Source organism: Pontibacter populi (assembly GCF_019336435.1).
Taxonomy (GTDB): Bacteria; Bacteroidota; Bacteroidia; order Cytophagales; family Hymenobacteraceae; genus Pontibacter; species Pontibacter humidus.
In genome coordinates this window covers 975,724-999,641 of the sequence record NZ_JAHWXQ010000001.1, presented here as the reverse complement: position 1 = coordinate 999,641, position 23,918 = coordinate 975,724, and the positions used below count along the sequence as shown (strand labels likewise).

Genomic DNA, 23,918 nt, shown 5'->3' with positions numbered 1-23,918 from the left:
ATATAGTTAAATGAAATTCATAGGATTTATACTTAGCCGAATGGGGCACGGCCTGCTGATCATGCTGGGTGTGTTGGTGGTGGTATTTTTCCTTTTCAATGTGCTGCCCGGCGACCCGGTGGCGATGCTGGCCGGCCAGCGTTCCGACCTGAGCACCCGTGAAGCCATTACCAAGGACCTTGGCTTGGATAAGCCATTGCCCGCGCAGCTGCTGTACTATATCAATGATGTGTCGCCGTTGTCGGTGCACGAAGATACAGAGGCTAACCAACAGAAGTATGAATACAATACTATAGTTGATTTTGGCGAAGATGTGCTGGTCTGGAAAACGCCTTATTTGCGCCGCTCGTTCCAGAGTAATAAATCTGTAACCGATATCCTATTAGATCATTTTCCGGGCACGTTATGGTTGGCTGTTTCTGCCATGCTTATTGCTACGATATTCGGTATCCTTTTCGGGGTGCTGGCCTCGCTCAAACCGCATAGTACCTTAGACCATACGCTTATCACCACATCCGTATTAGGCATTTCAGTGCCGTCTTTTGTAGCAGCTATTCTTATCGCCATTACATTCGGTTTTTACTGGAGCGACTGGACCGGGCTGAGCCTGACCGGCCAACTATACGAGATTGACCCTTTCGAAGGAAAAGAGCTGATGTTGCGTAACTTGCTGCTTCCAGCTTTTGCCTTGGGTATTCGTCCGTTGGCAGTTATAGTTCAGCTAACGCGTAGTTCTATGCTCGATGTGATGTCGCAGGATTACATTCGTACGGCCCGCGCCAAGGGACTTAACAGAAGCAACGTTATAGTTGGGCATGCTCTTAAAAATGCCCTTAACCCAGTAGTTACAGCAGCGTCTGGCTGGATGGCTTCGCTTATGGCCGGCGCCTTCTTTATCGAATACATCTTTAACTGGAAAGGCCTGGGCGCAGTAACTATACAGGCTGTTCAAAATCTCGACTTTCCGCTGGTAATGGGTGCCACCTTGTTTGTAGCGTTCCTGTTTGTGGTCATCAATATCTTTGTAGATCTGCTTTACGCCGCCCTCGATCCACGCGTGAAGCTGGATTAACGCTGCGCTATGCTAATTAGAAATTAAAAATTAGAAGTTAGAAATGATCTTAAGCCTCATTACATACCACCAATTCATAATTTCTAATTCATAATTTCTAATTTAAAGAAAATGCTAATTTTCTTAACAGGTATGATGGGTAGCGGCAAAAGCACGCTGGGCAGGGAACTGGCAGAAAAGCTGGGCTATACTTTCCTGGATCTGGATGCGGTTATTGAGCAGAGTGAGAACAGAACTATAGCTGAAATATTTGCCGCAGAAGGGCAGGAGAGGTTTCGGGAGGTAGAGCGGAGGGCTTTGCAAACTATAGTTGCCAACTATAAACAAGCTATAGTTGCTACTGGCGGCGGCACCCCATGCTTTTTCGGTAACATGACATTGATGAACACTGCCGGTGAGACCATTTTTCTGGATGTGCCGGTAAATTTAATAGCCCAAAGACTCTCACAATCAGACCTATCTGCCCGTCCTTTGCTGGCTGGCAAAACACAATCTCAATTAATCTCGTTCTTAGGCAAAACATTATCAGAAAGACGCCGGTTTTATGAGCAGGCAAAGCACCTAGTTGCGAGTCCGCCGTATACTATAAATGCATTGCTGGCGTTGCTTCCGCTGTAACTATAGGTTGCCGAATCCATACATTTATTAGTCCCTTTTCCGGCGAAGCAGCTTTTCTGTTTTATTAAGTTCTGCGGTCTGAAAAAACTATTGCGTAAACTAAAACTATGAAGCCTAATCACAAAGGACGAGCCCAGATCTTTGAGAACCCAGTTCTCGAAAGACTAACCAGAACACACATTGCCCTGCCTATTTTCATCTTTATAGCTATCTCGGTGGGCCTTATCTACTATGGCATTACCTATGGTTTTATAGATGTGCTGGAAGCAGTAGGGCTTTTCTTCCTGGGCTGGGTTATTTTCAGCTTAATGGAGTATGCGGCGCACCGTTTCATTTTCCATATGGATACCGACACGGCAGTAAAAGCCCGCATCCAGTACACGTTTCATGGCAACCACCACGAGTACCCGAAAGACAAGGAGCGGCTGGCAATGCCCCCTATAGTTAGCGTTCTCATTGCATCGTTGCTGTTTTTTGTTTTTAAATTGATCTTCGGGCAGTTTGTGTTCGGGATATTAGCCGGCGTATTATTTGGGTACGCTTTATACCTGTGGGTGCACTATGCCGTGCATGCCTACGCACCTCCTAAAAACTTCCTGAAAACGCTCTGGATCCACCACAGCATTCATCATTACAAAGACCCGGATGTAGCCTATGGTGTGTCGTCGCCTCTTTGGGATTACCTGCTGGGGACTATGCCAAAAAGAGCTAAATAGCTGTACTTAATTTTTTCGTAGCATATTTTAAAAGGAGCCAGATGCTCCTTTTTTTGTTGCCTGCCCAGAACTTCTCTTCGTCTACAGCAGATAGGGAAAAATCAATGTTTAAACACTTTATGTTCCTGATATTCAGTGGCCCTTTATTGTACTATATAAATACAGCTCAAATTTAAATAGCTTACTTTTTAATATAAGTTGTTGATTAGCAACATTCTAATATATGGTTATATTAGGATGTGTTAATATGTGTACCTACCTTTGCACCTTGATTTAAAATATAGGATGAATACTATATAGACTATTACAAAATAACTAATGAAGAAGCCAATAACCTGCAGAAGTGTATTTATTCTCTTTTTCATGATGTGCAGCTTAACCATGATGCCTGCTGCTGCACAGATCAGTATTCCGCAAATGACGGCTTACGGCTACCAGCTGAAGCATATCTATTCCCAAGACTTTAATTCGCTGCCAGCTACCGGTAACTGGGTAAACGGGAGCACCTTGCCAGGGTGGTATGCTACGCCTCAAAGCGGTACTACACCATCAACTATTGCCGCTAACAACGGATCATCCCGGGAAGTTGGGTTATATAGTTTCGGGAGCACAGGCAGCGCAGATAGAGCATTAGGCGGGCATGGGGCAGATGGCTGGGGCAGATACTACTACGCAGCCCGGTTTATAAATAACTCAGGCGGAACCATCAAACATGTTCGGGTAAGTTTTGCTGTAGAGCAATGGTACTGGACAAAAACAGCCACTTCTCCGTTCAGCTTTTCCTATAAAAAAGGTGCTTCTGTAACTGATCCGGCTAACTCTGCTGACTGGATAGCAGTAGGAAAATTAGGCGGGGTTGTTGAAACTACATCCTGGAACAATAGCGCAAAAACAACCGATGGTAATGATCCTGCTTACAGAGTGTTACGGCAGGACCTGATAATGCAGGTAAATCTGGCTCCCGGAGAGGAGATAATGTTGCGCTGGAACCAGGAAGATGCCGCTTATGAATCGAATAACAAAAGCGAATATCCATCAATAGCGCTGGATGATGTGCAGATCGAGTTTATTCAGAACGATGTGTTTTATGCGGTAAGTAAGATGCTTAACCATGAATCAAGCTGGACGATAGATGGCACAAACTCAGGCAGAACTCCTAAGAACTTTACAGATATAGACCAGACTTTTGTAGTGGCTGCAGCCGGCAACTATAAGCTTAATCAGAACTTTACTATCTCCGGGCTTAACTCTAAACTTATACTTGGGGAAGAGACTGCTATAGCAACGCTAACAATACCCAATAAATACAGACTTAGGGCCTTAGTTGATATTGCCAACGGCTCCACGCTAATTATAAATCACGCTACCAGGGCTCCTGCCTTTGGTAACCTGGCACCCAATAGCAATGTGATCTATAACACAGATAGTACAGATGCCCCTATACAAGGCAATTTTGGCAATCTGCATATAACCGGAAGCAAAGAGAAGGTAATTGACAGGCCCGTACAAGTGCGGGGCAAGTTAAGGCTGAAAGATACAGGAGTAAAGGTGCAGAACACAACCATAATCTTAGAAAACGGGGCAACTATAGAACACATCGGCGATGCAGCCTTTATTAAATTAGGATCTCAGGGAAATGTAAAGCAGTATCTGCAATCGGGAAGTACCAGGTTTCTTCCGGTGGGCTCAGAGCGTAGTTATACACCCGTTGGTATCACATTGCCGGCAGGTAAGGTTGCGAGGTATGTAAGCGTAACTATAGAAGACGGTATTTACGTGCATTACGACGCCTCCCGCAAGGGCCTTGGTGAGCCATTACAAGGTGGGTTGGTAAATAAAGTATGGATGATTGACCAGGAGGGTGCTACCAGTCCGGATGCAGAAGTGACTTTTTACTGGAACCCTGAAGACGAGCTACCGGACTTTGACCGAGCCATGTCAGAAATGGCTTACTATAACGGCACGGCATGGGAATCAGCGGGAGGGGTGTTTGCGACTACTGCCGGCGTACGTGCAGCAGCAGCGCTGCCAACAAACTCAGTTACCTTAGCTAACGCCAGGGGCGGTATGTATGGTGTATGGCAGCCGCCACGTAATCCGTTGCCGGTTGAGCTTACAGCATTTACAGCCAGATACAAAGACGGCATTACTACCTTAAAATGGACTACAGCCTCTGAAAGAGCCAGCAATTACTTTTCTGTAGAAGTAAGCCTGGATGGGAAGTATTTCAGTGAAGTAGGGCAGGTTAAAGCGGCAGGTTTCAGCTCAGTAGTTAACAATTATACATTCACGCACCTGCCAACTACGAATGGTATAGTTTACTACAGACTGGTAGAGTATGCCGAAGATGGTGAGAAATCATATTCCAGGACAGTAAGTGTAAACGCAAAAGAAGATGGACCAACAAGAATAGTAGCTTATCCGAATCCGGGGCGTGGCAAACTATACCTTACATCAGCAACTATAACCGGTAAAACAGACCTTGTGCTGCGAAACATGAACGGTAAAACGATGCTCATGAAAACAATTGTATTATCGCCCGCAGAGCCAGTAGAAATTGATCTGCAGCATCTTCCGGAGGGTGTTTATATAGTGCAGCTACAAAGCAGTGCAGGGCGGCAAACAATGCGGTTGGTGCACTTACCCAATTAGTTTAAAAGTAAAAAGGAGCCCATCGGGCTCCTTTTTTTATCCTCTGAATTTCCTGAAAATCCAGACAACCAGGAGAATGATGATTACTATAACAACGAGTGCAGTCCACATGCCTGCCTTGAAAATATCTCCTACCAGTTCGCAACTGCTCAGCGTAAATGCCATCAGTACAAACAGCATGGTTAGGTATGTTCTTAAATTATTCATAGCTCTGTCTTTTTAGTTTTGCCGAATGACGAACTACTTGTAGTTAAACTATAAACCGGCCCGTCATATGAAAATATACTTATTAGTTGATACTATAAATCGGGGTAAAAGGTTGATAGGAAGGAATTGCGAGGAGAGTACAGGAAAGGCATAGAAACAAAAAAGCCACTCATTTCTGAGTGGCTTTTGCTCCCCCTCCTGGGCTCGAACCAGGGACCCCCTGATTAACAGTCAGGTGCTCTAACCGACTGAGCTAAGGAGGAATTTATGTCCAGTGGCGGCTTCTACCGCCGAATGATGATGCAATATTACAGCCTCTTGATCGATTATGCAAGTACTACTCTGAAAAAATCTTTCATCTTTTTATAAGATTCTGAAACTCAAAGCAAAAATTTAATTAGTGATGTAAAGGATGTTGTTGGCAAGCGATGTTTTATACTGCAACAGGCCATAAACCGCCGGCCCGGCTGTAACATTTCCCTGGAAGTTAAACTGCGAACCACAGCAACTATGGGTCAGGAACAGGTTAGATTGATCGACAGTAACTATCCCGCAGCTGGCAGCTGGGTCGTAAGGGCAGGCACGCTCAAAAGCATAATAGGTATTGGCTGTTTGCCGGATAACTATAATACCCCGGTAGCCTGCTTGTATATAGGCATAGCCGCCGTCCTGGCGTAACATGGGGTATTGCAGGCTGTTTACGCTGATCTGTTCACTGACCGGCACATTGGGTATGCCTGGGCCTACATTATCATTATCACAAGCACTAAGTATAACTATAGCCAGCAGCGCAAGCCACTTATTTATAGTCGTAGAAGCCCTTGCCAGATTTGCGCCCGTGGTGGCCGGCGTCCACTTTTTGCTGTTGTATGCGGCTTGGTCTGAATTTAGGATCATAATGGAAAGCCTCGAACATCGAAGTCGTTACTGAGAAATTGGTGTCTACGCCGATCAGGTCCATCAGTTCGAACGGGCCCATTTTAAAGCCACTGGCCTGCATCAGCTTATCAATCGTTTCTACATCGGCTATGCCTTCTTCCAGCAGCTTCAGTCCTTCCACGTAATAATGGCGCGCTACACGGTTAACGATAAATCCAGGCGAATCTTGCGCCATAACCGGTGTTTTCTCCAGTTTCTGGGCCAGCTTTTTTATAGTATGCGCTACTTCAGGGCTTGTAGCTGCACCAGAGATCACTTCTACCAACTTCATTATATGGGCCGGGTTAAAGAAGTGCATGCCTACCACGCGCTCTGGGTTTGGCACACCAGCCGCGATGCGGGTTATCGGAATAGATGAAGTGTTAGAAGCCAGTATAGTTTGGTCGGAGTTGATATCGGCCAGCTCTTTAAAAATGCTCTGCTTTACTTCCAGGCGCTCTACCACGGCTTCAATGATGACATCACAATGAAGATCTAACGTATTACCAGTGAAGGTCAGGTTAGCCAGTGTAGCTTCTTTGTCAGCTTGTGTCAGTTTGCCACGTTCTATGCCTTTATCCAGGTTTATAGTGGTGGTTTGCTGCGCCTTGTCCAGTACGGTAGCATTTATATCGAACAGGATGGTTTTATAGCCCGCCTGTGCACAGATCTGCGCAATACCTTGCCCCATCGTGCCAGCCCCAACTATACCTATCGTCTGTATGTCTTCGAATTTCATCTTGTAAATGGTTAAATTGTTTGATGGTTAAATTGTTGAAAGGCTAAACAATAACTATAAACCAGCTATCAGCAAGGCCCTACAATTAAGCAATTCAACCATTTAGCCATTAAATAACCCCTTCAAACTGGCGAAGGAAGCGCACGTCGTTCTCAGTGAACAGGCGCAGGTCTTTAATCTGGTACTTCAGCATCGTAATACGCTCTATACCCATACCAAACGCAAAGCCGGAGTAAACTTTCGGGTCAATGCCGCAGCTTTCCAGTACAGCAGGATCTACCATACCAGAACCACCGATCTCTACCCAGCCGGTTTGTTTACAGATGTTGCATCCTTCGCCTTTACAGATCAGGCACGAAATATCGATCTCGGCACTCGGCTCCGTGAACGGGAAGAACGACGGACGGAAACGCACTTTCGTATCCTGGCCGAAAAGCTCTTTGGCAAAGTAGTAAAGCGTTTCTTTCAGGTCTTTAAAGCTTACGCCTTTGTTTACATACAAGCCTTCTACCTGGTGGAAAACCATGTGCGCTCTGGCCGAAATGGCTTCGTTACGGTACACGCGGCCCGGCATAATGCTGCGTAGCGGTGGCTGGTTGTTCTCCATCAGGCGTACCTGCACGTTGGATGTATGCGTACGCAGCAGGCGGTTTTTGTCTTCACTCAAAAAGAACGTATCCTGCATTTCGCGGGCAGGGTGGTTCTCCGGGAAGTTAAGCGCCGTAAAGTTGTGGAAATCGTCCTCCATCTCCGGTCCTTCGGCTACGTTAAACCCGATACGTTCAAAAATGCGCACGATCTCGCGGCGTACCAGTGATAGCGGATGACGTGTGCCTAACGTGTTTGGTATTGTTGGCAGCGTAAAATCAAAACCAGTATCAGTATTGCTTTCGGTGCTATTTGCCAATTGCTCCTGTGCCTGGTCGAAACGCTCCTGGGCACGATTCTTTAACTGGTTTAACTGCTGGCCCACTTCACGGCGTTGCTCCGGCGCAACTTCCTTCAGGTTATCAAAAAGGGCTGCAAGTTGGCCTTTACGACCTATATATGTAATTCTGAACTGCTCCAGCTCGGCGGCATTGCTAAGTTGGGCGGCTTCTATCTCTTGTGCTACTCGTTGTATGTTCTCCACCATAGTATGCAAAGATAATAAATTGCAGGATTACAATTGACTGAATCAGGATTTTCAGGATGGATGGATTAGCAGGATTATTCTTTCTTTCCGAATGTTAGTAGAGTGATCTTATTTGCCCTGTAATTTCTCTTTTGTCATTTCGAACTCAGAGAGAAATCTATCTCGGCTTATAGCTAGATGTTCTGTAATCCGACCAAGCCTTTCTTTCAAATATCCTGTAATCCTGGGAGCTTTACTAAACTATAGTTGTCATAGTTAGCTTTGGTGCCCTCACGGCCGGGAGGCCCCGTCTTCGGGCATCGCGCGGTGTACATTTCTTTTTCTCGTTCCTCACAATGCCCTTACAGGCACCAGAAATCTACAAGGCGCTCCACCCGAAGACTGTGATTAGTTCGATAGTTACTGCCTTAGCTATAGTTTCTTTATTTACTCTTGGCTAAAGCAGATCGGTTATTTATTCGTGGCTATAGTTCCTTGGGGCCAAGTTTACTTGGCCTGCTCGTGGTCTGTAACTATAGAACTATAGTTTGTGAGTTGGTAAAGAAATAAAAGTCCCCTTTGAAGGGGGCAGGGGGATGACAAACGGAAACTATAGAACTGTAGCTCAAACTATAGCAATAGCAGAAAATTCCCCTCTCGGGAGGGGTAGGGGTGGGTTAAAAAAGAAACTATAGAATTATAAATCAACTATAGCAACAGCAGAAAGCTCCCCGCATTAGACAAGGGGGACCGGGGGTTGGACCCCGCAAGCTATAGAACTACAACTCCAACTATAGCAAAAAGCCCAATCCTGAAAATCCTTTAATCCTGGAAATCCTGATTCAGACAAAAACTCCTACCCCTATTTTGGTGTAAGGCTCTTGACAAAAGGAAAAGCCTGGAATAGGGTAAAATCAAAATAATATAGCAACTTTACTATACTATAAGCGGGCGGTAAGTATAAGCTCTCCTTCGTTTACCGACGCAACCCTGCAGCTTACCGACTTTTTGCCCTGGCCAGCCTACTAACTATAGCTGCCACTTGCTGATTGAAGTACATTTGATCAGAAATTAAAACGAAACAACTATGGAAAATCAGGATCTGAACACAAACAAAGGGTACAAAGGCTGGAAGAACCGTGCCGATAACCGAAGCGGCCGCGTAATGGCCGGGCTACTGCTCGTGCTGGTAGGCGTTGTGCTGCTGGCTTCTAAAATGAATGTAGTCTTTTTGCCACGCTGGCTATTCTCGTGGCAGATGATTCCGATACTGGCCGGCTTATTTATTGGGTTCAAACATTCGTTCCGTAACCCAGGCTGGATTTTGCCGGTGGCCTTAGGCGTAATCTTCCTGATTGATGATTTTGTGCCGGGAATATCGATCCGGAATTACATCTGGCCGATCGTGATCATTACAATTGGCCTTTGGGTAATACTAAAGCCGAAACGCGATATGCGCCCACGTTTTGCGTCGGGTTTACCAACTATGCCCCCTTATGGTGTAACTTCCAACGAAGCAAACACAGGAAGTACTTATGCGGGAGATGCAGCTGTATCCGGAGATGACTATGTAAACTCTACGGCCATTTTAGGTGGTGTAAAGCGCAACATCCTGACCAAGAACTTTAAAGGCGGCGAAATAGTGAGCGTGTTTGGCGGCAACGAACTAAATTTCGCGCAGGCAGATATGCAACAGCCGGTTGTGCTGGATACGACACAGATCTTTGGCGGAACCTCGCTGATTATACCCCCACACTGGGAAGTACGCTCTGAAGTGGTAGCTATACTGGGTGGCGTATCGGATAAGCGCATGATGCTGCCAGGCGGTTACGACCCTAACAAAGTGCTTATCATAAAAGGAACTGCCTTGTTCGGCGGCCTCGACATTAAGAGTTACTAATTTAAACGGCTGCAAACGATGGCTCCAACACGGGTGATCTGGCTATATGTGGCATGGGCGGCTTTCTGGTCAGGGGTGTTTGTGCTGGTGCTGTTGCCGGCAAACTATAACCTTGGCCTGACTTTAAAAGATGCGCTGCTCTACAACATGCTGCTAACTATAGCCGGTTACGCTGCGGGCACGGGGCTGCGTTACTACCAGCCAACCTTGCGCCAGGGAGTGCTGCTTATGGCCTGGAGCTTGGGCCTGGCCGGTATCTGCACGTTGGTTTATAGTTTCCTGATTGACAGGTTGGTAGCCGATGAGCTGTACCTGAGTTTTGTTGGCGATTCGTTGCCAATGCGACTGGTGTTCGGATGGTTGCTGCTGCTGTTGTTATTGCTGATAAACTGGTTCTGGTTTTATACCAAAGAGCAGCGCCAGCACGAAGAGCGAAAAGCCGCTACTGAGAAACTGGCCCGCGAAGCTGAGCTTTATACTTTGAGACAGCAATTACAGCCACATTTCCTATTTAACAGTCTTAATTCGATCAGTGCGTTGGTGGTAAGCAAACCAGCGTTAGCCAGGGCCATGGTGCAGCAATTATCCGATTTTTTACGGGGCACCCTGCGCAAAGAAAACCAGCAACGCGTAACCCTGTCCGAAGAGCTAACACAACTGGAATTGTATCTGGCCATCGAAAAAGTGCGTTTCGGGCACCGGCTGCAAACTATAGTAGAGGTATCGGAAGATGCCAAAGCCTTAAAATTACCCGCTTTACTATTGCAGCCGCTTGTAGAAAACGCGATTAAATTCGGACTTTACGGCACTACAGGCGAAACAACTATAAGTATAAAAGCTGATCGGGCAGAAGAAGGATTACTCATCCAGATACAGAACCCTTTTGATACGGATGCCTCGCAGGCCCAGGAGGGAACAGGCTTCGGATTAAACTCGGTGCAGCGCAGGCTGTACCTGCTTTACGCCCGCCCCGACCTGGTGCAAACGCAACAGCACGAAAACCAATTTACCACCACCGTAACTATACCACAGAACTATGATCAAGTGCCTCATAATTGACGACGAACCGCTGGCCCGCAGTATAGTTGCCGAATACCTATTGCAGCATCCGGATGTAACTATAGTTCAGGAATGTGGCGATGGTTTTGAAGGTATAAAAGCCATAAAGCAGCACCACCCCGATCTGATATTTTTGGACATCCAAATGCCGAAAATAAACGGGTTTGAGATGCTGGAACTGGTAGAGCAGCAACCGGGTGTGATCTTTACCACCGCGTTTGATAATTATGCCCTGAAGGCTTTTGAATCAAATGCCGTGGATTATCTGTTAAAGCCCTTCAGTCAGGAACGGTTTGATGCAGCGCTGAAGAAATGGCAGGAAAAGCGAACTATAGAAACAGCAGAAAAGCCAACTATAGACCTTAGCGAAGTGCCCGCCAAACAACCCGAAGAGCGGATGCGCATTGTAGTAAAAGCCGGCAACGACATCCGGATAATACCTGTGCAGGATGTACTGTACCTGGAAGCCTACGATGATTATGTAAAGATCCACACCAAAGACGGCCTCTTCCTCAAAAAGAAGACGATGGGCTATTACGAACAGACGCTCGACCCAGCGCAGTTTGTACGTGTGCACCGTTCCTTTATGATCCCCATCTCCCAACTCACCCGAATCGAACCCCTAGAGAAAGACAGCCACGTAGCCCTGCTCAAAAACGGCATACGTATCCCGCTGAGTAAGAGCGGTTATACCAAACTGCGCACCGTGCTAGGACTGTAAATTTTTTTCTATCAATCTTCTGTGTTGCAACACCAGTCCGGTGAAGTGCCTGGTTTGCTATTCCTATAGTTTATGCTGGTGTTGGTCTGTATAACACAGGAGTTTGTCAGGAAATGGGTATGGAAACTGCTAACTATAGCTTTTGCAATTTATCTGGAAATGAGAAGTTTATGCACTTTTCCTTAAACAAAATACCCCTTTGGAAACTTTGGATATAAAAATCGTTTCCATAGTTTTGCGCCGTTATGAGCAACGCCGAGTTAGAAGAGAGAACAGATCCTAAGCAGAAAATTTCCTGCACCGCTTTCCAGCTGTTTTGCCAGCGGGGCATTAAAAGTGTGTCGATGGATGATATTGCGCAATTCCTGGCAATGTCGAAGAAGACAATTTATAAGTGGTTCGAGAACAAGAACGAGATTGTAGTGGCCTCTACAGGCGCTTACCTGCAGGATATGCAGCAGCGTTGCGAAGTACATTTTCAGAGTTCTAATAACGCCATCGAAGAGCTTTTCAACATCATGGCCATGACGCGAGAGCTCTTTAACCAGTTTCACCCTTCCGTTTTCCACGACCTGCAGAAATATCACCCCGAAGCTTTTAAACTATGGATGCAGCACCGCGACGATTATATGTTCGTGAAGATTAAGGAAAACCTGGAACGTGGCATAAAGGAAGGCCTTTACCGCAAAGACCTGGATGTGGAAGTGATGGCCAAGGTACGGTTGGTGCAGGTGGAGCTGCCTTTTAACCCTGTTCTTTTTCCGCCACACAAATATGACCTGAAACGCGTGCAGATGGCTACCCTGGAACATTATATGCTCGGCCTGGCTACCCTGAAAGGACATAAAATGATAAACGAGCTCAAACAGATTAAAGAAGAAGAATAACCTACTACCTGACCAGAATAAAACATGAAAAAAAGAAGTACACTATTGGCTGCATTACTGGCGCTGTTCAGCTTTTCGGGGCTGAAGGCCCAGGAGGCCATCCCGCTTAGCCTGCAGCAAAGCATAGATTATGCTCTGCAAAACAGGGCCAGTTTAAAAGCTGCCCAAAATGAAGAAAAGATCGCCAAAGCCAGAACCGGTGAGATCCGCGCGATGGGTTTGCCACAGCTAAATGCGGGTGTAGAAGTAGGCAATAACTTTATACAGCAGAAAACCCTTTTAGACCCAAGTGATTTCGGAGGTGTGCCACAGGTACTTGATCCGTTTGTGATTACACCGGAGCAGCTGGCTTCTGGTCAGCCGATTACGCTTGCGCCTACTTATTCTACACCTGAGCCACGCCCGGGAGAGGGCGGCTTGCAGGCAATCACATTTGTGCAGCCATACACCGGCAACGCCGCAATAACCGGCAGCCAGCTACTATTCGACGGCTCTTACCTGATCGGCCTGAAAGCGGCCAAAACTTATACAGAGCTATCACGCAAAAACACTACGCAAACCGAGATCGATATAGCCGAACAGGTAAGCAAAGCCTACTATGGCGTACTGGTAAACCGCGAACGAATTGAGCTTCTGAATCAGAATCTGGTGCGACTAGATACCTTACTGAAGCAAACCCGCATCATGTTTCAGAATGGCGTGGCCGAACAGCTGGATGTGGACCGCCTGCGCGTATCTTATAACAACCTGAAAGTAGAGCAGCAAAAAGCCGACCGCCTGATGCAGTTAAGCGAGAGCTTGCTGAAATTTCAGATGGGATTGCCGCAAAATCAGCCTGTCGTTTTAACAGACAAGTTAACCGAAGTGGAAGTTGATGCAACACAGAGCAGCGCACAAAACTTTAACTATAGCAACCGCATCGAATACTCTATTCTGGAAACACAACGCGATCTGGCTGCCCTGGATGTGCGCAACATCAATTCAGGTTATCTGCCTAGACTATACTTAAATGCCCGATACGGTTACAGCGGTGTTGGGGAGTCGTTTTCGGATGTGATGAACGTGCGCGCCGGTGCTGATAATAACACGGACCGCAACTGGTTCGATTTCGGTTATGTTGGGGCGCAGCTGCAGGTGCCGCTATTTGATGGGTTACGCAGGCATTATCAGGCGCAGCAGGCCAAGCTCAGGTTAAAAAATACCAAGTACGGTTTTGAGACCCTGCGTCAAAGCATTGATTTGCAGCTGGACCAGGCATCTACAGAACTCACTAATGCCCTGGATGTACTGAAATCGCAGCAGGAGAACCTGGAACTTGCCGAAAGTATAGCCCGTGTTGCCAAGATCAAATACCAGGAAGGAGTAGGCTCTAACCTGGAAGTGATAACCGCCGAAACCGACCTGCGTCAGGCACAGACCAACTATTACGCCGCCATCTACGACGCTCTGATTGCCAAAGTAAATTTAGAAAAAGCCAACGGCACCCTGATCTCAAAATAAAACCATGAAAAACCTGACAGAACTGAAAATGACACGCATTATAGGTATCGCAACTATAGCGCTTATACTTGGCCTTACTGCCTGCGGCGGTAGCGGCACCGATAAGGAAGCCCAGCTAGCCGAACTGCGCGAGCAGCAGGCAACTATAGAAAAGCAGATTGCCGACCTGGAAGTACAACTGAAGGCCGAAGGCAAAAAAGTAAATAAGCCTCAAAAAACGGTTCCAGTGTCGGTGGCAACGGTGCAGCTAGATACTTTTAACCACTACCTGGAGATGCAGGGCAAGGTGGCGTTTGACCAGGATGTGCTGGTAAGTGCCCGAGTACCGGGTGTGCTCACCAGTGTGCGTGTGCAGCCTGGCGACCGTGTAAGCAAAGGACAGACGATGGCAACTATAGATGCGCAGGTATTGGAGCAGAACCTTGCCGAACTGCGCACCCGCCTGGACCTGGCCCGCATAGCTTATGAAAAACAGAAAAACCTGTGGGATCAGAAAATAGGTACCGAAATGCAGTTCCTGACTGCCAAAAATAACAAGGAAGCCCTGGAGCGCAACCTGGCAGCCCTGCAGCAACAGCGCGACCAATTCAATGTGAAAGCTCCGGTTAGCGGTGTGGTAGATGAAGTGATTCCGAATACTGGCGAAGCAGTAGCGCCGGGCGTGGGCATCATCAGAGTCGTGAACATTGCCGGTGGCAAAATTGTGGCCGAAGTGTCTGAGGCATACCTGACGCACATCAGTAAAGGCGATAAAGCTATAGTTTACTTTCCGGACCTTGACAAAGAAGTAGTGACAACAGTGGATGTAGTAGGCAAATTCATTAACCCGACCAGCCGCACATTTACTGTAGAGCTCAAACTAAAAGATGCCAGGGCTGTGGAGCTGCGCCCTAACCTGGTGGCGGTGGTGCGCATCCAGGACTATAACAACGACAACACCATTGTGGTACCGGTTAACCTGGTGCAGAAAGACGAGAAATCGGAGTACGTGTATGTGGCTAAAAAAGAAGGCAACGGCTACGTGGCAGCTAAGCGCGAAATAAAGACCGGCCAGACCTACCAGGGCAAAACCGAAGTGCTGAGCGGACTGGCAACCAACGACCAGATAATTACGGCCGGCTACCAGAGCCTGAACGAAGGCCAGCCAGTTGTATTTGAGCAAACCGCCGGCAGCAGCCTGAGCCAGAAATAAACCCTACATTCCTAAAACTATGAAAGAGTTCAAACCAACTAGTTGGGCTGTCAATAATAAAACCAGTATTTACATCATCACGCTGATCCTCTCGATCTGGGGTATCTTTTCCTACATCAACATCCAGAAAGAGAACTTTCCCGACATCGTGATCCCGACCGTGTTTGTGGGTACCATTTACCCCGGCACATCGCCCACGGATATGGAAAACCTGGTTACAAGGCCCATCGAGAAGGAAATAAAATCTATCTCCGGGGTTAAAAAGATCACATCCAATTCCATCCAGGATTTCTCGATGGTTGTGGTGGAGTTTAACACCGATGTGGATGTGTCGGAAGCAAAGCAGCAGGTAAAGGATGCAGTGGACAAAGCGCGCTCTGACCTGCCTACCGACCTGGACCAGGAGCCAAGCGTGCAGGATATCAACTTCTCGGAGTTTCCGATTATGCAGGTAAATGTGTCGGGTAACTATAGTTTGGACCAGCTGAAGAACTATGCCGAAGACATACAGGACCGCATCGAGTCGCTGAGCGAGATAACCCGCGTAGACATGGCCGGCGCCCTGGACAAGGAAGTGCAGGTAGATGTGGATATGTATAAAATGCAGGCCGCCAAAGTTACCTTCAACGATATCGCCAATGCCATTGCCATGGAAAACATGACGCTCTCGGGCGGCAATGTAACGGTGGGCGAAATGAAACGATCGGTGCGCGTGGTAGGCCAGTATGTAGACCCGAACAAGATCGGTGATATTGTGATAAAATCGGTGCCGGGTGCCAACATTCAGTTAAAGGAAATTGCTGCTGTAAGAGAGGGTTTTGAAGAGCAGGAAAGCTTTGCCCGCCTGGACAATGCGCCTGTTATCACCCTGAACGTGATCAAACGCAGCGGCGAAAACCTGATCGAAGCATCAAACAAGATCGATGACCTGCTGAGCGAGATGGAAGGCACAGTGCTGCCATCGGACCTGAAAGTAACCGTAACAGGCGAGCAGGCCACCCAAACCAAGCATACCCTGAACGACCTGATCAATACTATTATCATCGGGTTTGTGCTGGTAACCATCATCCTGATGTTCTTTATGGGTACCACCAACGCCATTTTTGTGGGCTTGTCGGTGCCTATCTCCATGTTCGTGGCCTTCCTGCTGTTCGATTCCACAGGCGTATCGCTGAACATGATCGTGCTGTTTGCCTTCCTGCTTGCCCTGGGTATAGTAGTGGACGATGCTATTGTGGTAATCGAGAACACGCACCGTATCTTCCATAATTCTAACCTACCTATAGCTAAAGCGGCGAAAGTGGCTGCCGGCGAAGTGTTTGTTCCGGTGCTGGCGGGCACGCTTACAACTATAGCTCCTTTTCTGCCGCTGCTCTTCTGGCCGGGTATAGTTGGGGAGTTCATGTTTTACCTGCCACTTACGCTCATCGTAACCCTGATGGCATCGTTGCTGGTGGCTTTCATCATCAACCCGGTGTTTGCCGCATCCTTTATGAAGAAGGATAACGCAGCCCCTACAGCCAAACAAAACAAACGCTTCCTGATCATCATAGGAGTGATTGTAGCAATAGCTGTTGTTTTCTACATCGTAGGCTCGTTCGGTACGGCTAACCTGATCATGCTGGGCGTAATTCTGGTAGTGCTGAACCGCTTTGTTTTCACCGGGCTGATCAACAAATTCCAGAACAACACACTGCCTAGGTTTATGGCTGGCTACGAAAGATTACTACGCTGGATGCTGGCAGGCTGGAGACCGGTTGGGGTATTTGCAGGCATCTTCGGTTTGCTGATACTTTCTATAGTGCTGGTAGCGGTGCGCTCGCCTAAGGTGGTTTTCTTCCCCGACAGCGACCCGAACTTTGTGTATGCTTATATCCAGATGCCGGTGGGTACCGACCAGTTTGTAACAGACTCGGTAACGCAGGTAGTGGAGAAGCGAATTTATAAGGTGATTGGCGAAAACAATCCCGATGTGGAGTCGGTTATTTCGAACGTGGCGATTGGCGCCGGCGACCAGAACGACCGAAGCACCACTGCGCAATCACATAAAGGAAAAGTAACGGTAGCTTTTGTAGAGTTTATGAACCGCACAGGCAATAAAACTTCTTCGGAATATCTGAGTGAGATCAGGGAAGCTGTGAAAGGCATACCTGGCGCGGAGATAACCGTGGATAAAGAGCAGAACGGCCCGCCGGTTGGTAAACCGATCAGTATCGAAATCTCCGGCGAAGAGTTTCCGGATTTAATTGCGCTGTCTAAAAATGTGGAACAGTTCATCTCCAACCAGCAGATTGAAGGGATTGAAGGCCTGAAGTCGGACCTGGAAGACAGCAAGCCCGAAATTGTGATCAACATTAACCGGGAGCGCGCCAACCGTGAGGGCATTAGTACGGCCCAGATAGGACAGGAGATAAGAACAGCTATTTTCGGCAGAGAAGCTTCTAAGTTTAAGCTAGACGAGGATGAATATCCGATACAGGTGCGCTATGCGGAGCCTTACCGCAAAAACATAGATGCTCTACTGGATTCCCGCATCACATTCCGTGACATGAACTCAGGGCAGGTGCGCCAGATTCCGCTATCATCAGTAGCAACTATAGAATATGGTACAACTTATGGCGGTATTAAGCGAAAAAACCTGAAACGTGTTGTAACTTTGGAGTCGAATGTACTGGCTGGGTACAATGCCAACGAAGTGGTGCAACAGATAGAGCAGTCATTGCAGAATTTCCAGACGCCGGAAGGTTACGAAGTACGCATGGGCGGCCAGCAGGAGGAGCAGCAGGAAACAGGTCAGTTTCTGTTCATGGCCCTTATAGCTGCTTTCTTTATCATCTTCCTGATCCTGGTAACACAGTTCAACTCGGTATCCAAACCATTTATTATTCTTTCAGAAGTGCTGTTCTCCATTATCGGGGTGCTGTTGGGCTTCTCGATCTTTAAAATGGATGCGTCTATTGTGATGACGGGTGTGGGTATAGTGGCACTTGCTGGTATAGTGGTGAAGAACGGTATACTTATAGTTGAGTTTACAGACCTGTTGCTGGAAGAAGGCAAGGAACTGAAGGAAGCGATAGTGGAAGCTGGTAAAACGCGCCTTAATCCGGTGCTGCTTACGGCCACGGCAACTATACTGGGTCTGGTGCCGCTGGCGTTGGGTATTAACCTTAACTTCTATACCCTGTTTACGGAGTTCAAACCGAACTTTTTTATGGGTGGTGAAAGTGCAGCTTTCTGGGGCCCGCTTGCCTGGACCATCATTTTTGGCCTGGGATTTGCGACGATCGTGACGCTGCTTATAGTACCGGTCATGTATTTACTGAACGAGAAATTAAAAGACAGGCTGATTGGCAAAAAGAAACGCGCCGCAGCCCTGAAGATAAAGCAGGACGAATTGCCTGTGAATGGTAAAGTTAGAGAATACACATATTAATAGTATCCATGAGTACAATAGATAAAGCTATTGAGCAGGAGGTTATCCGCATCATTAGCAGAACAAAAAAAGTAAAGCCATCCCGCCTGAAAACTGATGTTAGTTTAGAGCAAAAGCTTGGTTTCGACACGCTGGATGTAGTTGATATTATACTTGCCCTGGAGAAGAAATACCACATCGTTATTCCGGATGAAGTTCCGATTAACACGGTTGGTGATTTTGTAACCTATGTGGCCGATCATTCGGACCTGGTAGCGGCGTAACAGTTTTACATTTTAAACTAAAAAAGGCGGGAGCAATCCCGCCTTTTTTAGTTTAAAGCCTTCCCTTTGCTATAGTTTCCCCTCTTTGTCATTTCGTGTATCCCGATGCTGGCGCGAGCGGCCTCGCTCGTGACTTGTGATGAAGTTGAGTCTACTGACTCAACTGGCCCGGCAGGGACAAACTCACCAACAGCTTTGCCTATAGTTGAATATACTTACTATTCGAACCAAGCCTTTCCTTCCATAGTTACCTATAATCCTGGGAGCTCTACATATCTACTGTTCTATAGTTGACTTTGGTGCCCTCACGGCCGGGAGGCCTCGTCTTCGGGCATCGCGCTGCTGCTTTCTTGCTACCCTCGCTCTGCTCGGGTTGGCTGCGCCACCGCAACAAATCAAAGGCGCTCAACCCAAAGACTGAGAAGTTTCGACTAGCCATAGTTTGTCTATAGTTTGAACCTGCTCGCTTCGAAATTTATCGGGATTATAATTCCAAAGGGACAGGTAAACCTGTCCTGATTGTGGACTGTGACTATAGAAAACTCAGATTTCTCCTTTCGTCGAAATGACAGTTGAGAGGTAGTAGCAGAGAAGTCCCCCTTTGAAGGGGTGAGGGGGATGACAAACGGTAACTATAGAACTATAGCCACGAACAATGGCGACAGCCGAAATTCCCCTCTCGGGAGGGGTAGGGGTGGGTTAAAACACCAACGATGAAACTATAAGATGAACTGTAGCAAAGGCCGTAAGAGCTCCCCGCCTTAGACAAGGAGGGGTTGGGGGTGGTTGGACCATGGCACCAATAGAACTATAACCAGCGTTACTACTTTTGCCTGTCCCTGCCGGGCCAGTTGAGTCAGGATACTCAACACCATAGTTAGACACGGGTTGCAAACCCGCGCCAGCGGAGAGGGAGTAACTATCACAAAATCCCAACCTAAATAAAAAACGCCCTTGCCCACCAATGAAGACACGGCAGGCAAGGGAGCTTTATACAGGTTTTACTATAGTAGCAGTATAATCAATAGCGGTGCTTAGAAAATGGAGATACGGTAATCTTTCAGCTTTTTATCCAGGGCTTTGGAGTTGCCGCAAACTTTATCCAGCAATTTCCAGAAGCGGGGGCCGTGGTTCTTTTCTACCGTGTGTGCCAGTTCATGCAGGATCACGTAGTCGCAGAGGGCGTCAGGCAGGCGCATCAGGTGCAGGTTCAGGTTGATGTTGTTGGTGTGAGAGCAACTTCCCCAACGGCTTTTCGCATTTTTGATAAATACTGTCTGGTACTCAAACCCAAAGCGCTCAGCAAAAAAAGCAACCCGTTGTGGCAGATATTCTTTTGCCTCCTTGCGATATGTCTCTTCTATCGATTTGCGGATAAACTTCTGTACTTCAGGTTCGCTGGCATCTTTAAAGGCAGGGTAAAATACATTTATGTAGCCACCTTCTATCACGCAACGCATGTTATACTGAGCATGAGTAAGCAACCGGAGCGTATGGAACCTGGTCTTAAACTCCGTATCTGGATCATAAGTGGTGACCTTTGTTTCCTGCTCCTGCATGCGGGTTTGGTGCTCCTTTATCCAGTCGGCTTTGGTATAGATAAGCTGTTCGGCTTTATCGAAGCTGATATGGGGAGGCACGGCTACTCTGATACCTTTCAGAGGCCTCACGCTAATACTGATGCGCTTGGCTTTATCGCTGCGCTCTATCAAGACTTTCCCGATGCCGTCGATGTGAACATTGACAGATGAGAGTTTTAAAAAAGTTGTAGGCACCTTGGCTAAAAGTTAAAATACAAAATCTTTCGATCAAATATAGATAAATATTGCCTTAGCAATCCAATATATAGCGGTCTTTTTTCTCTTTTTATTTAAATATGTGTATTTGAATTGTACTATATTCTAAGGGTTTGGCGTCCTCAAATCTATAGTTATTACAAGTATAAAAGCCGCCGTCCGAGCTTGTAAAAGCACAAAAAAGCCTGCCGGTTTTAAGTGGCAGGCTACTTTAAAATTTACTTATAATTAACGGATGTTGCCACCTGTTGCCATATCGTCGTGGCGGCTTTCGTGCGAACGACTACTGTCGGTGGTATAAGAACGTAGCGTCGGTTCTTTGTTCGCTTTGCCTGTTCCGGCAACTTCAGGATCTTTTTCCTGCTTGTTGGTTGCCTTATTTTCCTGGTTCTGGTTTTTGTTATCTGGTTTCATAGGTATAGTAGTTTAAGAATTACAATTCAGTATGCCTCTCTACTTCTACGTTATCGCCGGAGCGGTCGCTGTATTTTGGGGTGCCAAAAGAGCTGTCGGCGTTATGGGGTGCGCTGTTATGAGCTGCCTGCCGCTGCTGCTCCTGGTGTAAAATATCCCATTCCTTAAAGCGGTCGAGCTCTGTTTTTATAGTTGTCATGAACCAGGCCAGCAGGCTGGCATCATCCAGCAAACCAATTACCGGTATAAAGTCCGGTATAATATCAATAGGCATAATAAAGTAAAGAATAACTGCCACGCCACCTACCAGTGTTGTAGTAGGTATGCCTTTGTAATCGCCGGCCACGGCTGCTTTTATCATGCGCGACAGCAGCTGCAGGTTTTCCCAGGCTTCGGCGGCCAGGGTGCCAACGCTTTTCTTAGCCGTAGCTTTCTTAAAAGCCTCGTTCAGTAGCTTGGTTACTTCTGCGGGGTGCTTCAGGTATTTTTCGGCTTTTGCCAGCAGGGTTTTAAAGATCGAGCTTTGGGATATGTTTTTGCCGTCGGGTGCCTGGTTATCCATAGTTTATAGTTGTAATGCCTGTTTGTGTTACTGATTTATTGGTTTGTAGTTGCTGCTTTTGCGGGTGCAAAGTTGGTTAAAGTAATGCTAACCTTCCTATACTTGCCGCATATAAAATTGTTGTACCTATAGTAAATAAAAAAGCCCCGCAGGTAGCTGCAAGGCTTATAAACTATAGTTTAGGCTGTTTAATTTACGCGGCCGCCGGCGTAGTAGTTCTTCCGGTAGAAAGGCTCCTGAAGCGAGCTTACCATTACACCACCACTTGTAGCAGAATGTATGAATTTGCCATTCTTAAGGTAGATGCCCACATGGAAGATCGGCTGCTTTGGTCCGCGCTTAAAGAAAACAAGGTCTCCTGTACGCAGGTTGTCCTTTTTTACACGTTTCACATCCTGGTACATAGACTGCGAACTGCGGCTTAACTTAATGCCATATACATCCCGGTAAATGCTGGTTACGAAACCGGAACAGTCTGTGCCATTTTTAGAACCTCGTCCATAACTATAAGGAGTGCCGAGCCAGCCGGCCACCGTTTGTATCAGGTCTTTGTTTTTGCTTGTGGCAAACTGCATGCGCAGCTTTTTAGAGTAAAATGCCTCCGATTCAGGTTCTGGCTTTGGCTCAGGCTCCGGCAGTGTTACCAGGGGCGCTTTCAGGAGCAGGGCATTGGTCAGGTCTTCGCCGGAATTAATGGCGTAAGGCGTTATAGTTGCAATCGGTGCAGGCAGGTCCGCCGACTCAGCGGGCGTAACTTCGTAGAAGTATGACAGAACAAGCGATAAAGTCGCCAGTATACTTAGTATGATGGTTTTTTTCATAGGGTTTGGCTAGTTAGCTCCCACTTAGTGCGGGTAAACAGTTTCACCTTATTTAAGCAGCTTTTTGCACCAAAATTGGTTTAAACAATAAAATGGTATTTTGTTTAATGCTGCTTCGGGCAAAGATAAGTGCAAAATTTTTAACAGGCAAATGAGTGGTGTTGCGTATCCGCCTGTAAATAAGATGCATTCACCCATGCTTAGATACCGTTTACTCTTTAGAGTGTTATTATAGTTTAACAGTAAAGCATAAAAGTTATAAATCTGATTGTCTGAAAATGAACTATAAAATAGTAGAACGATCGCCTTTTGCGCGTATTGCCCGCATGGTTTTAAAGAGCCGGAACGTGGCTATGGTACTTGGCAAAAGCATACACCTGAGCGGCGTAGACAGGCAGACTTTTCTAGAAGATAAAGGCTGGTTTGAGCACGAGCTGTGCCATATCAGGCAATTTCAGGAGCACGGCTATTTCCGGTTTTTGTGGCTGTACCTGAAAGAGTCGTGGCGGGTGGGGTATTATAACAACAAGTTTGAAGTGGAAGCCCGGGAAGCCGGCATGAAACACAAACGCTTTTTTAGCGAGCAGCTTAAGAAAGAAGCTGAAACTATACAACCATCCGGCTTACCGCAGCCAGCCGATGTTAAAAAGAAAGTATAGCCCGTGTTTGCTTTCGGTTATGTTGCCGGACAGATCGGTAAGGTTGCCATTTTAGTTGCTATGCGTTCTATAGTGTTCCAGTTTCTGGTGGTCATGTTTTTGCCGTAAAGCAGTTCCAGTTCATCCATGCCTTTGGTGGTTTGGGTAAGAGCAAGGTCAAGCACACTGCAAATCGTTCTGTCGCGTATCCCCAGTACCCGGAAAGCTCCGTCAGCGGTGGCCCAGGCGTTGGCTACGTTAGTGGCAGGCTCCTCTTTAAGAAAGGAAATGTAAAGGCGGGTATCTTTGGTAACTTCTACTTCCCGAAAAGGATTGTTCTGAAGCAGGTCTGCTATAACACCGGCATCCCGTATCAGTACAGGTATCGGGAACCCGAATGCTTTTTCAAGGCTATCGGCAATTATAGTTTCTAATTCTTTTTCCGGAACAGGCGTAGCATCAAAAATAACGTTTCCGGAGTTTAGCAGCGTTTCTACTTGCCCGAATCCCAATTTTGCCATCACCGTTTTAAGCTCCGCCATTGGCACTTTATGCTTGCCACCCACATTTATACCGCGCAGTAAAGCTACATACCTGTTCTTATTTGGTTTCTGGCTCATTGGTTTGATTTTTATTAAGTATTTTTACTATGAAATTGCTTGTCGATTGTGGCGGTTTTTAAAACTGTCTGATAAG

General features: G+C 46.9%; 22 protein-coding genes and 1 tRNA gene. 13 read left to right on the top strand and 10 right to left on the bottom strand.

Going from position 1 to position 23,918, the window contains the following annotated elements; genetic code table 11:
* The first annotated feature begins 10 nt into the window (after positions 1-10).
* The 4 genes from KYK27_RS04340 (at position 11) to KYK27_RS04325 (ending at position 5,058) form a co-directional block, all read left to right on the top strand.
* Positions 11-1,072 carry an ABC transporter permease gene (locus KYK27_RS04340; protein ID WP_219337350.1) on the top strand — a complete coding sequence of 354 codons (1,062 nt, stop codon included), beginning with the start codon at positions 11-13 and terminating at the stop codon, positions 1,070-1,072.
* 111 nt (positions 1,073-1,183) lie between these two features.
* Complete coding sequence (locus KYK27_RS04335) at positions 1,184-1,690, top strand: shikimate kinase (protein ID WP_199108778.1); 507 nt, start codon at positions 1,184-1,186, stop codon at positions 1,688-1,690.
* A gap of 107 nt (positions 1,691-1,797) precedes the next feature.
* Complete coding sequence (locus KYK27_RS04330; protein WP_199108777.1) at positions 1,798-2,406, top strand: sterol desaturase family protein; 609 nt, start codon at positions 1,798-1,800, stop codon at positions 2,404-2,406.
* 318 nt (positions 2,407-2,724) lie between these two features.
* Complete coding sequence (locus KYK27_RS04325) at positions 2,725-5,058, top strand: T9SS type A sorting domain-containing protein (RefSeq protein WP_199108776.1); 2,334 nt, start codon at positions 2,725-2,727, stop codon at positions 5,056-5,058.
* A gap of 36 nt (positions 5,059-5,094) precedes the next feature.
* On the opposite strand, the gene KYK27_RS04320 is transcribed toward KYK27_RS04325, so the two are convergent.
* The 5 genes from KYK27_RS04320 to pheS all read right to left on the bottom strand — a co-directional run bounded on the left by KYK27_RS04320 (position 5,095) and on the right by pheS (position 8,057).
* Positions 5,095-5,265, bottom strand: coding sequence for a hypothetical protein (locus KYK27_RS04320; protein WP_199108775.1), 171 nt, complete (start codon positions 5,263-5,265; stop codon positions 5,095-5,097).
* A gap of 189 nt (positions 5,266-5,454) precedes the next feature.
* Positions 5,455-5,528: transfer RNA gene (locus KYK27_RS04315), tRNA-Asn, on the bottom strand.
* A gap of 130 nt (positions 5,529-5,658) precedes the next feature.
* Positions 5,659-5,946 (bottom strand): hypothetical protein, encoded by a 288-nt coding sequence (locus KYK27_RS04310; RefSeq protein WP_233150240.1) that lies wholly within the window; start codon positions 5,944-5,946, stop codon positions 5,659-5,661.
* A 118-nt stretch (positions 5,947-6,064) separates the two neighbouring features.
* Positions 6,065-6,922, bottom strand: a complete 858-nt coding sequence (locus KYK27_RS04305; protein ID WP_199108774.1) for a 3-hydroxyacyl-CoA dehydrogenase NAD-binding domain-containing protein — start codon at positions 6,920-6,922, stop codon at positions 6,065-6,067.
* A gap of 109 nt (positions 6,923-7,031) precedes the next feature.
* Positions 7,032-8,057: a phenylalanine--tRNA ligase subunit alpha gene (gene pheS / locus KYK27_RS04300; protein ID WP_199108773.1), complete on the bottom strand. Its 1,026-nt coding sequence runs from the start codon at positions 8,055-8,057 to the stop codon at positions 7,032-7,034.
* Between the two features lie 1,066 nt (positions 8,058-9,123).
* On the opposite strand from pheS, the gene KYK27_RS04295 reads away from it, so the two are divergent.
* From KYK27_RS04295 to KYK27_RS04260, 8 genes are all read left to right on the top strand, one after another.
* The gene (locus tag KYK27_RS04295) at positions 9,124-9,936 is read left to right on the top strand and encodes a LiaF transmembrane domain-containing protein (RefSeq protein ID WP_199108772.1); all 813 of its coding nucleotides are present in this window, start codon (positions 9,124-9,126) and stop codon (positions 9,934-9,936) included.
* Positions 9,937-9,954: 18 nt separating this feature from the next.
* Positions 9,955-10,995: a sensor histidine kinase gene (locus KYK27_RS04290; protein ID WP_233150239.1), complete on the top strand. Its 1,041-nt coding sequence runs from the start codon at positions 9,955-9,957 to the stop codon at positions 10,993-10,995.
* Positions 10,973-11,716: a LytR/AlgR family response regulator transcription factor gene (locus KYK27_RS04285; RefSeq protein WP_199108771.1), complete on the top strand. Its 744-nt coding sequence runs from the start codon at positions 10,973-10,975 to the stop codon at positions 11,714-11,716. The genes KYK27_RS04290 and KYK27_RS04285 overlap by 23 nt, the downstream gene beginning before the upstream one ends.
* Positions 11,717-11,961: 245 nt before the next feature.
* Complete coding sequence (locus KYK27_RS04280) at positions 11,962-12,603, top strand: TetR/AcrR family transcriptional regulator (RefSeq protein ID WP_199108770.1); 642 nt, start codon at positions 11,962-11,964, stop codon at positions 12,601-12,603.
* A 24-nt stretch (positions 12,604-12,627) separates the two neighbouring features.
* On the top strand, positions 12,628-14,103 hold the full coding sequence (locus KYK27_RS04275; protein WP_199108769.1) for a TolC family protein: 1,476 nt from the start codon (positions 12,628-12,630) through the stop codon (positions 14,101-14,103).
* A gap of 4 nt (positions 14,104-14,107) precedes the next feature.
* Complete coding sequence (locus tag KYK27_RS04270; protein ID WP_233150238.1) at positions 14,108-15,295, top strand: efflux RND transporter periplasmic adaptor subunit; 1,188 nt, start codon at positions 14,108-14,110, stop codon at positions 15,293-15,295.
* Between the two features lie 19 nt (positions 15,296-15,314).
* On the top strand, positions 15,315-18,728 hold the full coding sequence (locus KYK27_RS04265; RefSeq protein WP_199108768.1) for an efflux RND transporter permease subunit: 3,414 nt from the start codon (positions 15,315-15,317) through the stop codon (positions 18,726-18,728).
* Between the two features lie 8 nt (positions 18,729-18,736).
* Entirely contained in the window at positions 18,737-18,991 is a 255-nt protein-coding gene (locus tag KYK27_RS04260) for an acyl carrier protein (RefSeq protein WP_199108767.1), read from the top strand.
* A gap of 1,034 nt (positions 18,992-20,025) precedes the next feature.
* On the opposite strand, the gene KYK27_RS04255 is transcribed toward KYK27_RS04260, so the two are convergent.
* The 4 genes from KYK27_RS04255 to KYK27_RS04240 all read right to left on the bottom strand — a co-directional run bounded on the left by KYK27_RS04255 (position 20,026) and on the right by KYK27_RS04240 (position 22,584).
* Positions 20,026-20,766, bottom strand: coding sequence for a M48 family metallopeptidase (locus tag KYK27_RS04255; protein ID WP_199108765.1), 741 nt, complete (start codon positions 20,764-20,766; stop codon positions 20,026-20,028).
* 249 nt (positions 20,767-21,015) lie between these two features.
* Positions 21,016-21,201 (bottom strand): hypothetical protein, encoded by a 186-nt coding sequence (locus KYK27_RS04250; RefSeq protein WP_199108764.1) that lies wholly within the window; start codon positions 21,199-21,201, stop codon positions 21,016-21,018.
* 19 nt (positions 21,202-21,220) lie between these two features.
* Positions 21,221-21,763: a YkvA family protein gene (locus tag KYK27_RS04245; protein ID WP_199108763.1), complete on the bottom strand. Its 543-nt coding sequence runs from the start codon at positions 21,761-21,763 to the stop codon at positions 21,221-21,223.
* 188 nt (positions 21,764-21,951) lie between these two features.
* Positions 21,952-22,584, bottom strand: coding sequence for a C40 family peptidase (locus KYK27_RS04240; protein ID WP_199108762.1), 633 nt, complete (start codon positions 22,582-22,584; stop codon positions 21,952-21,954).
* Between the two features lie 278 nt (positions 22,585-22,862).
* Here KYK27_RS04240 and KYK27_RS04235 point away from each other — a divergent pair, with 278 nt between their 5' ends.
* Positions 22,863-23,243: a hypothetical protein gene (locus KYK27_RS04235; RefSeq protein WP_199108761.1), complete on the top strand. Its 381-nt coding sequence runs from the start codon at positions 22,863-22,865 to the stop codon at positions 23,241-23,243.
* Between the two features lie 17 nt (positions 23,244-23,260).
* Here the strand turns inward: KYK27_RS04235 and KYK27_RS04230 are convergent, their stop codons facing one another.
* Complete coding sequence (locus KYK27_RS04230) at positions 23,261-23,842, bottom strand: DUF1697 domain-containing protein (protein ID WP_199108760.1); 582 nt, start codon at positions 23,840-23,842, stop codon at positions 23,261-23,263.
* Positions 23,843-23,918: the final 76 nt, after the last annotated feature.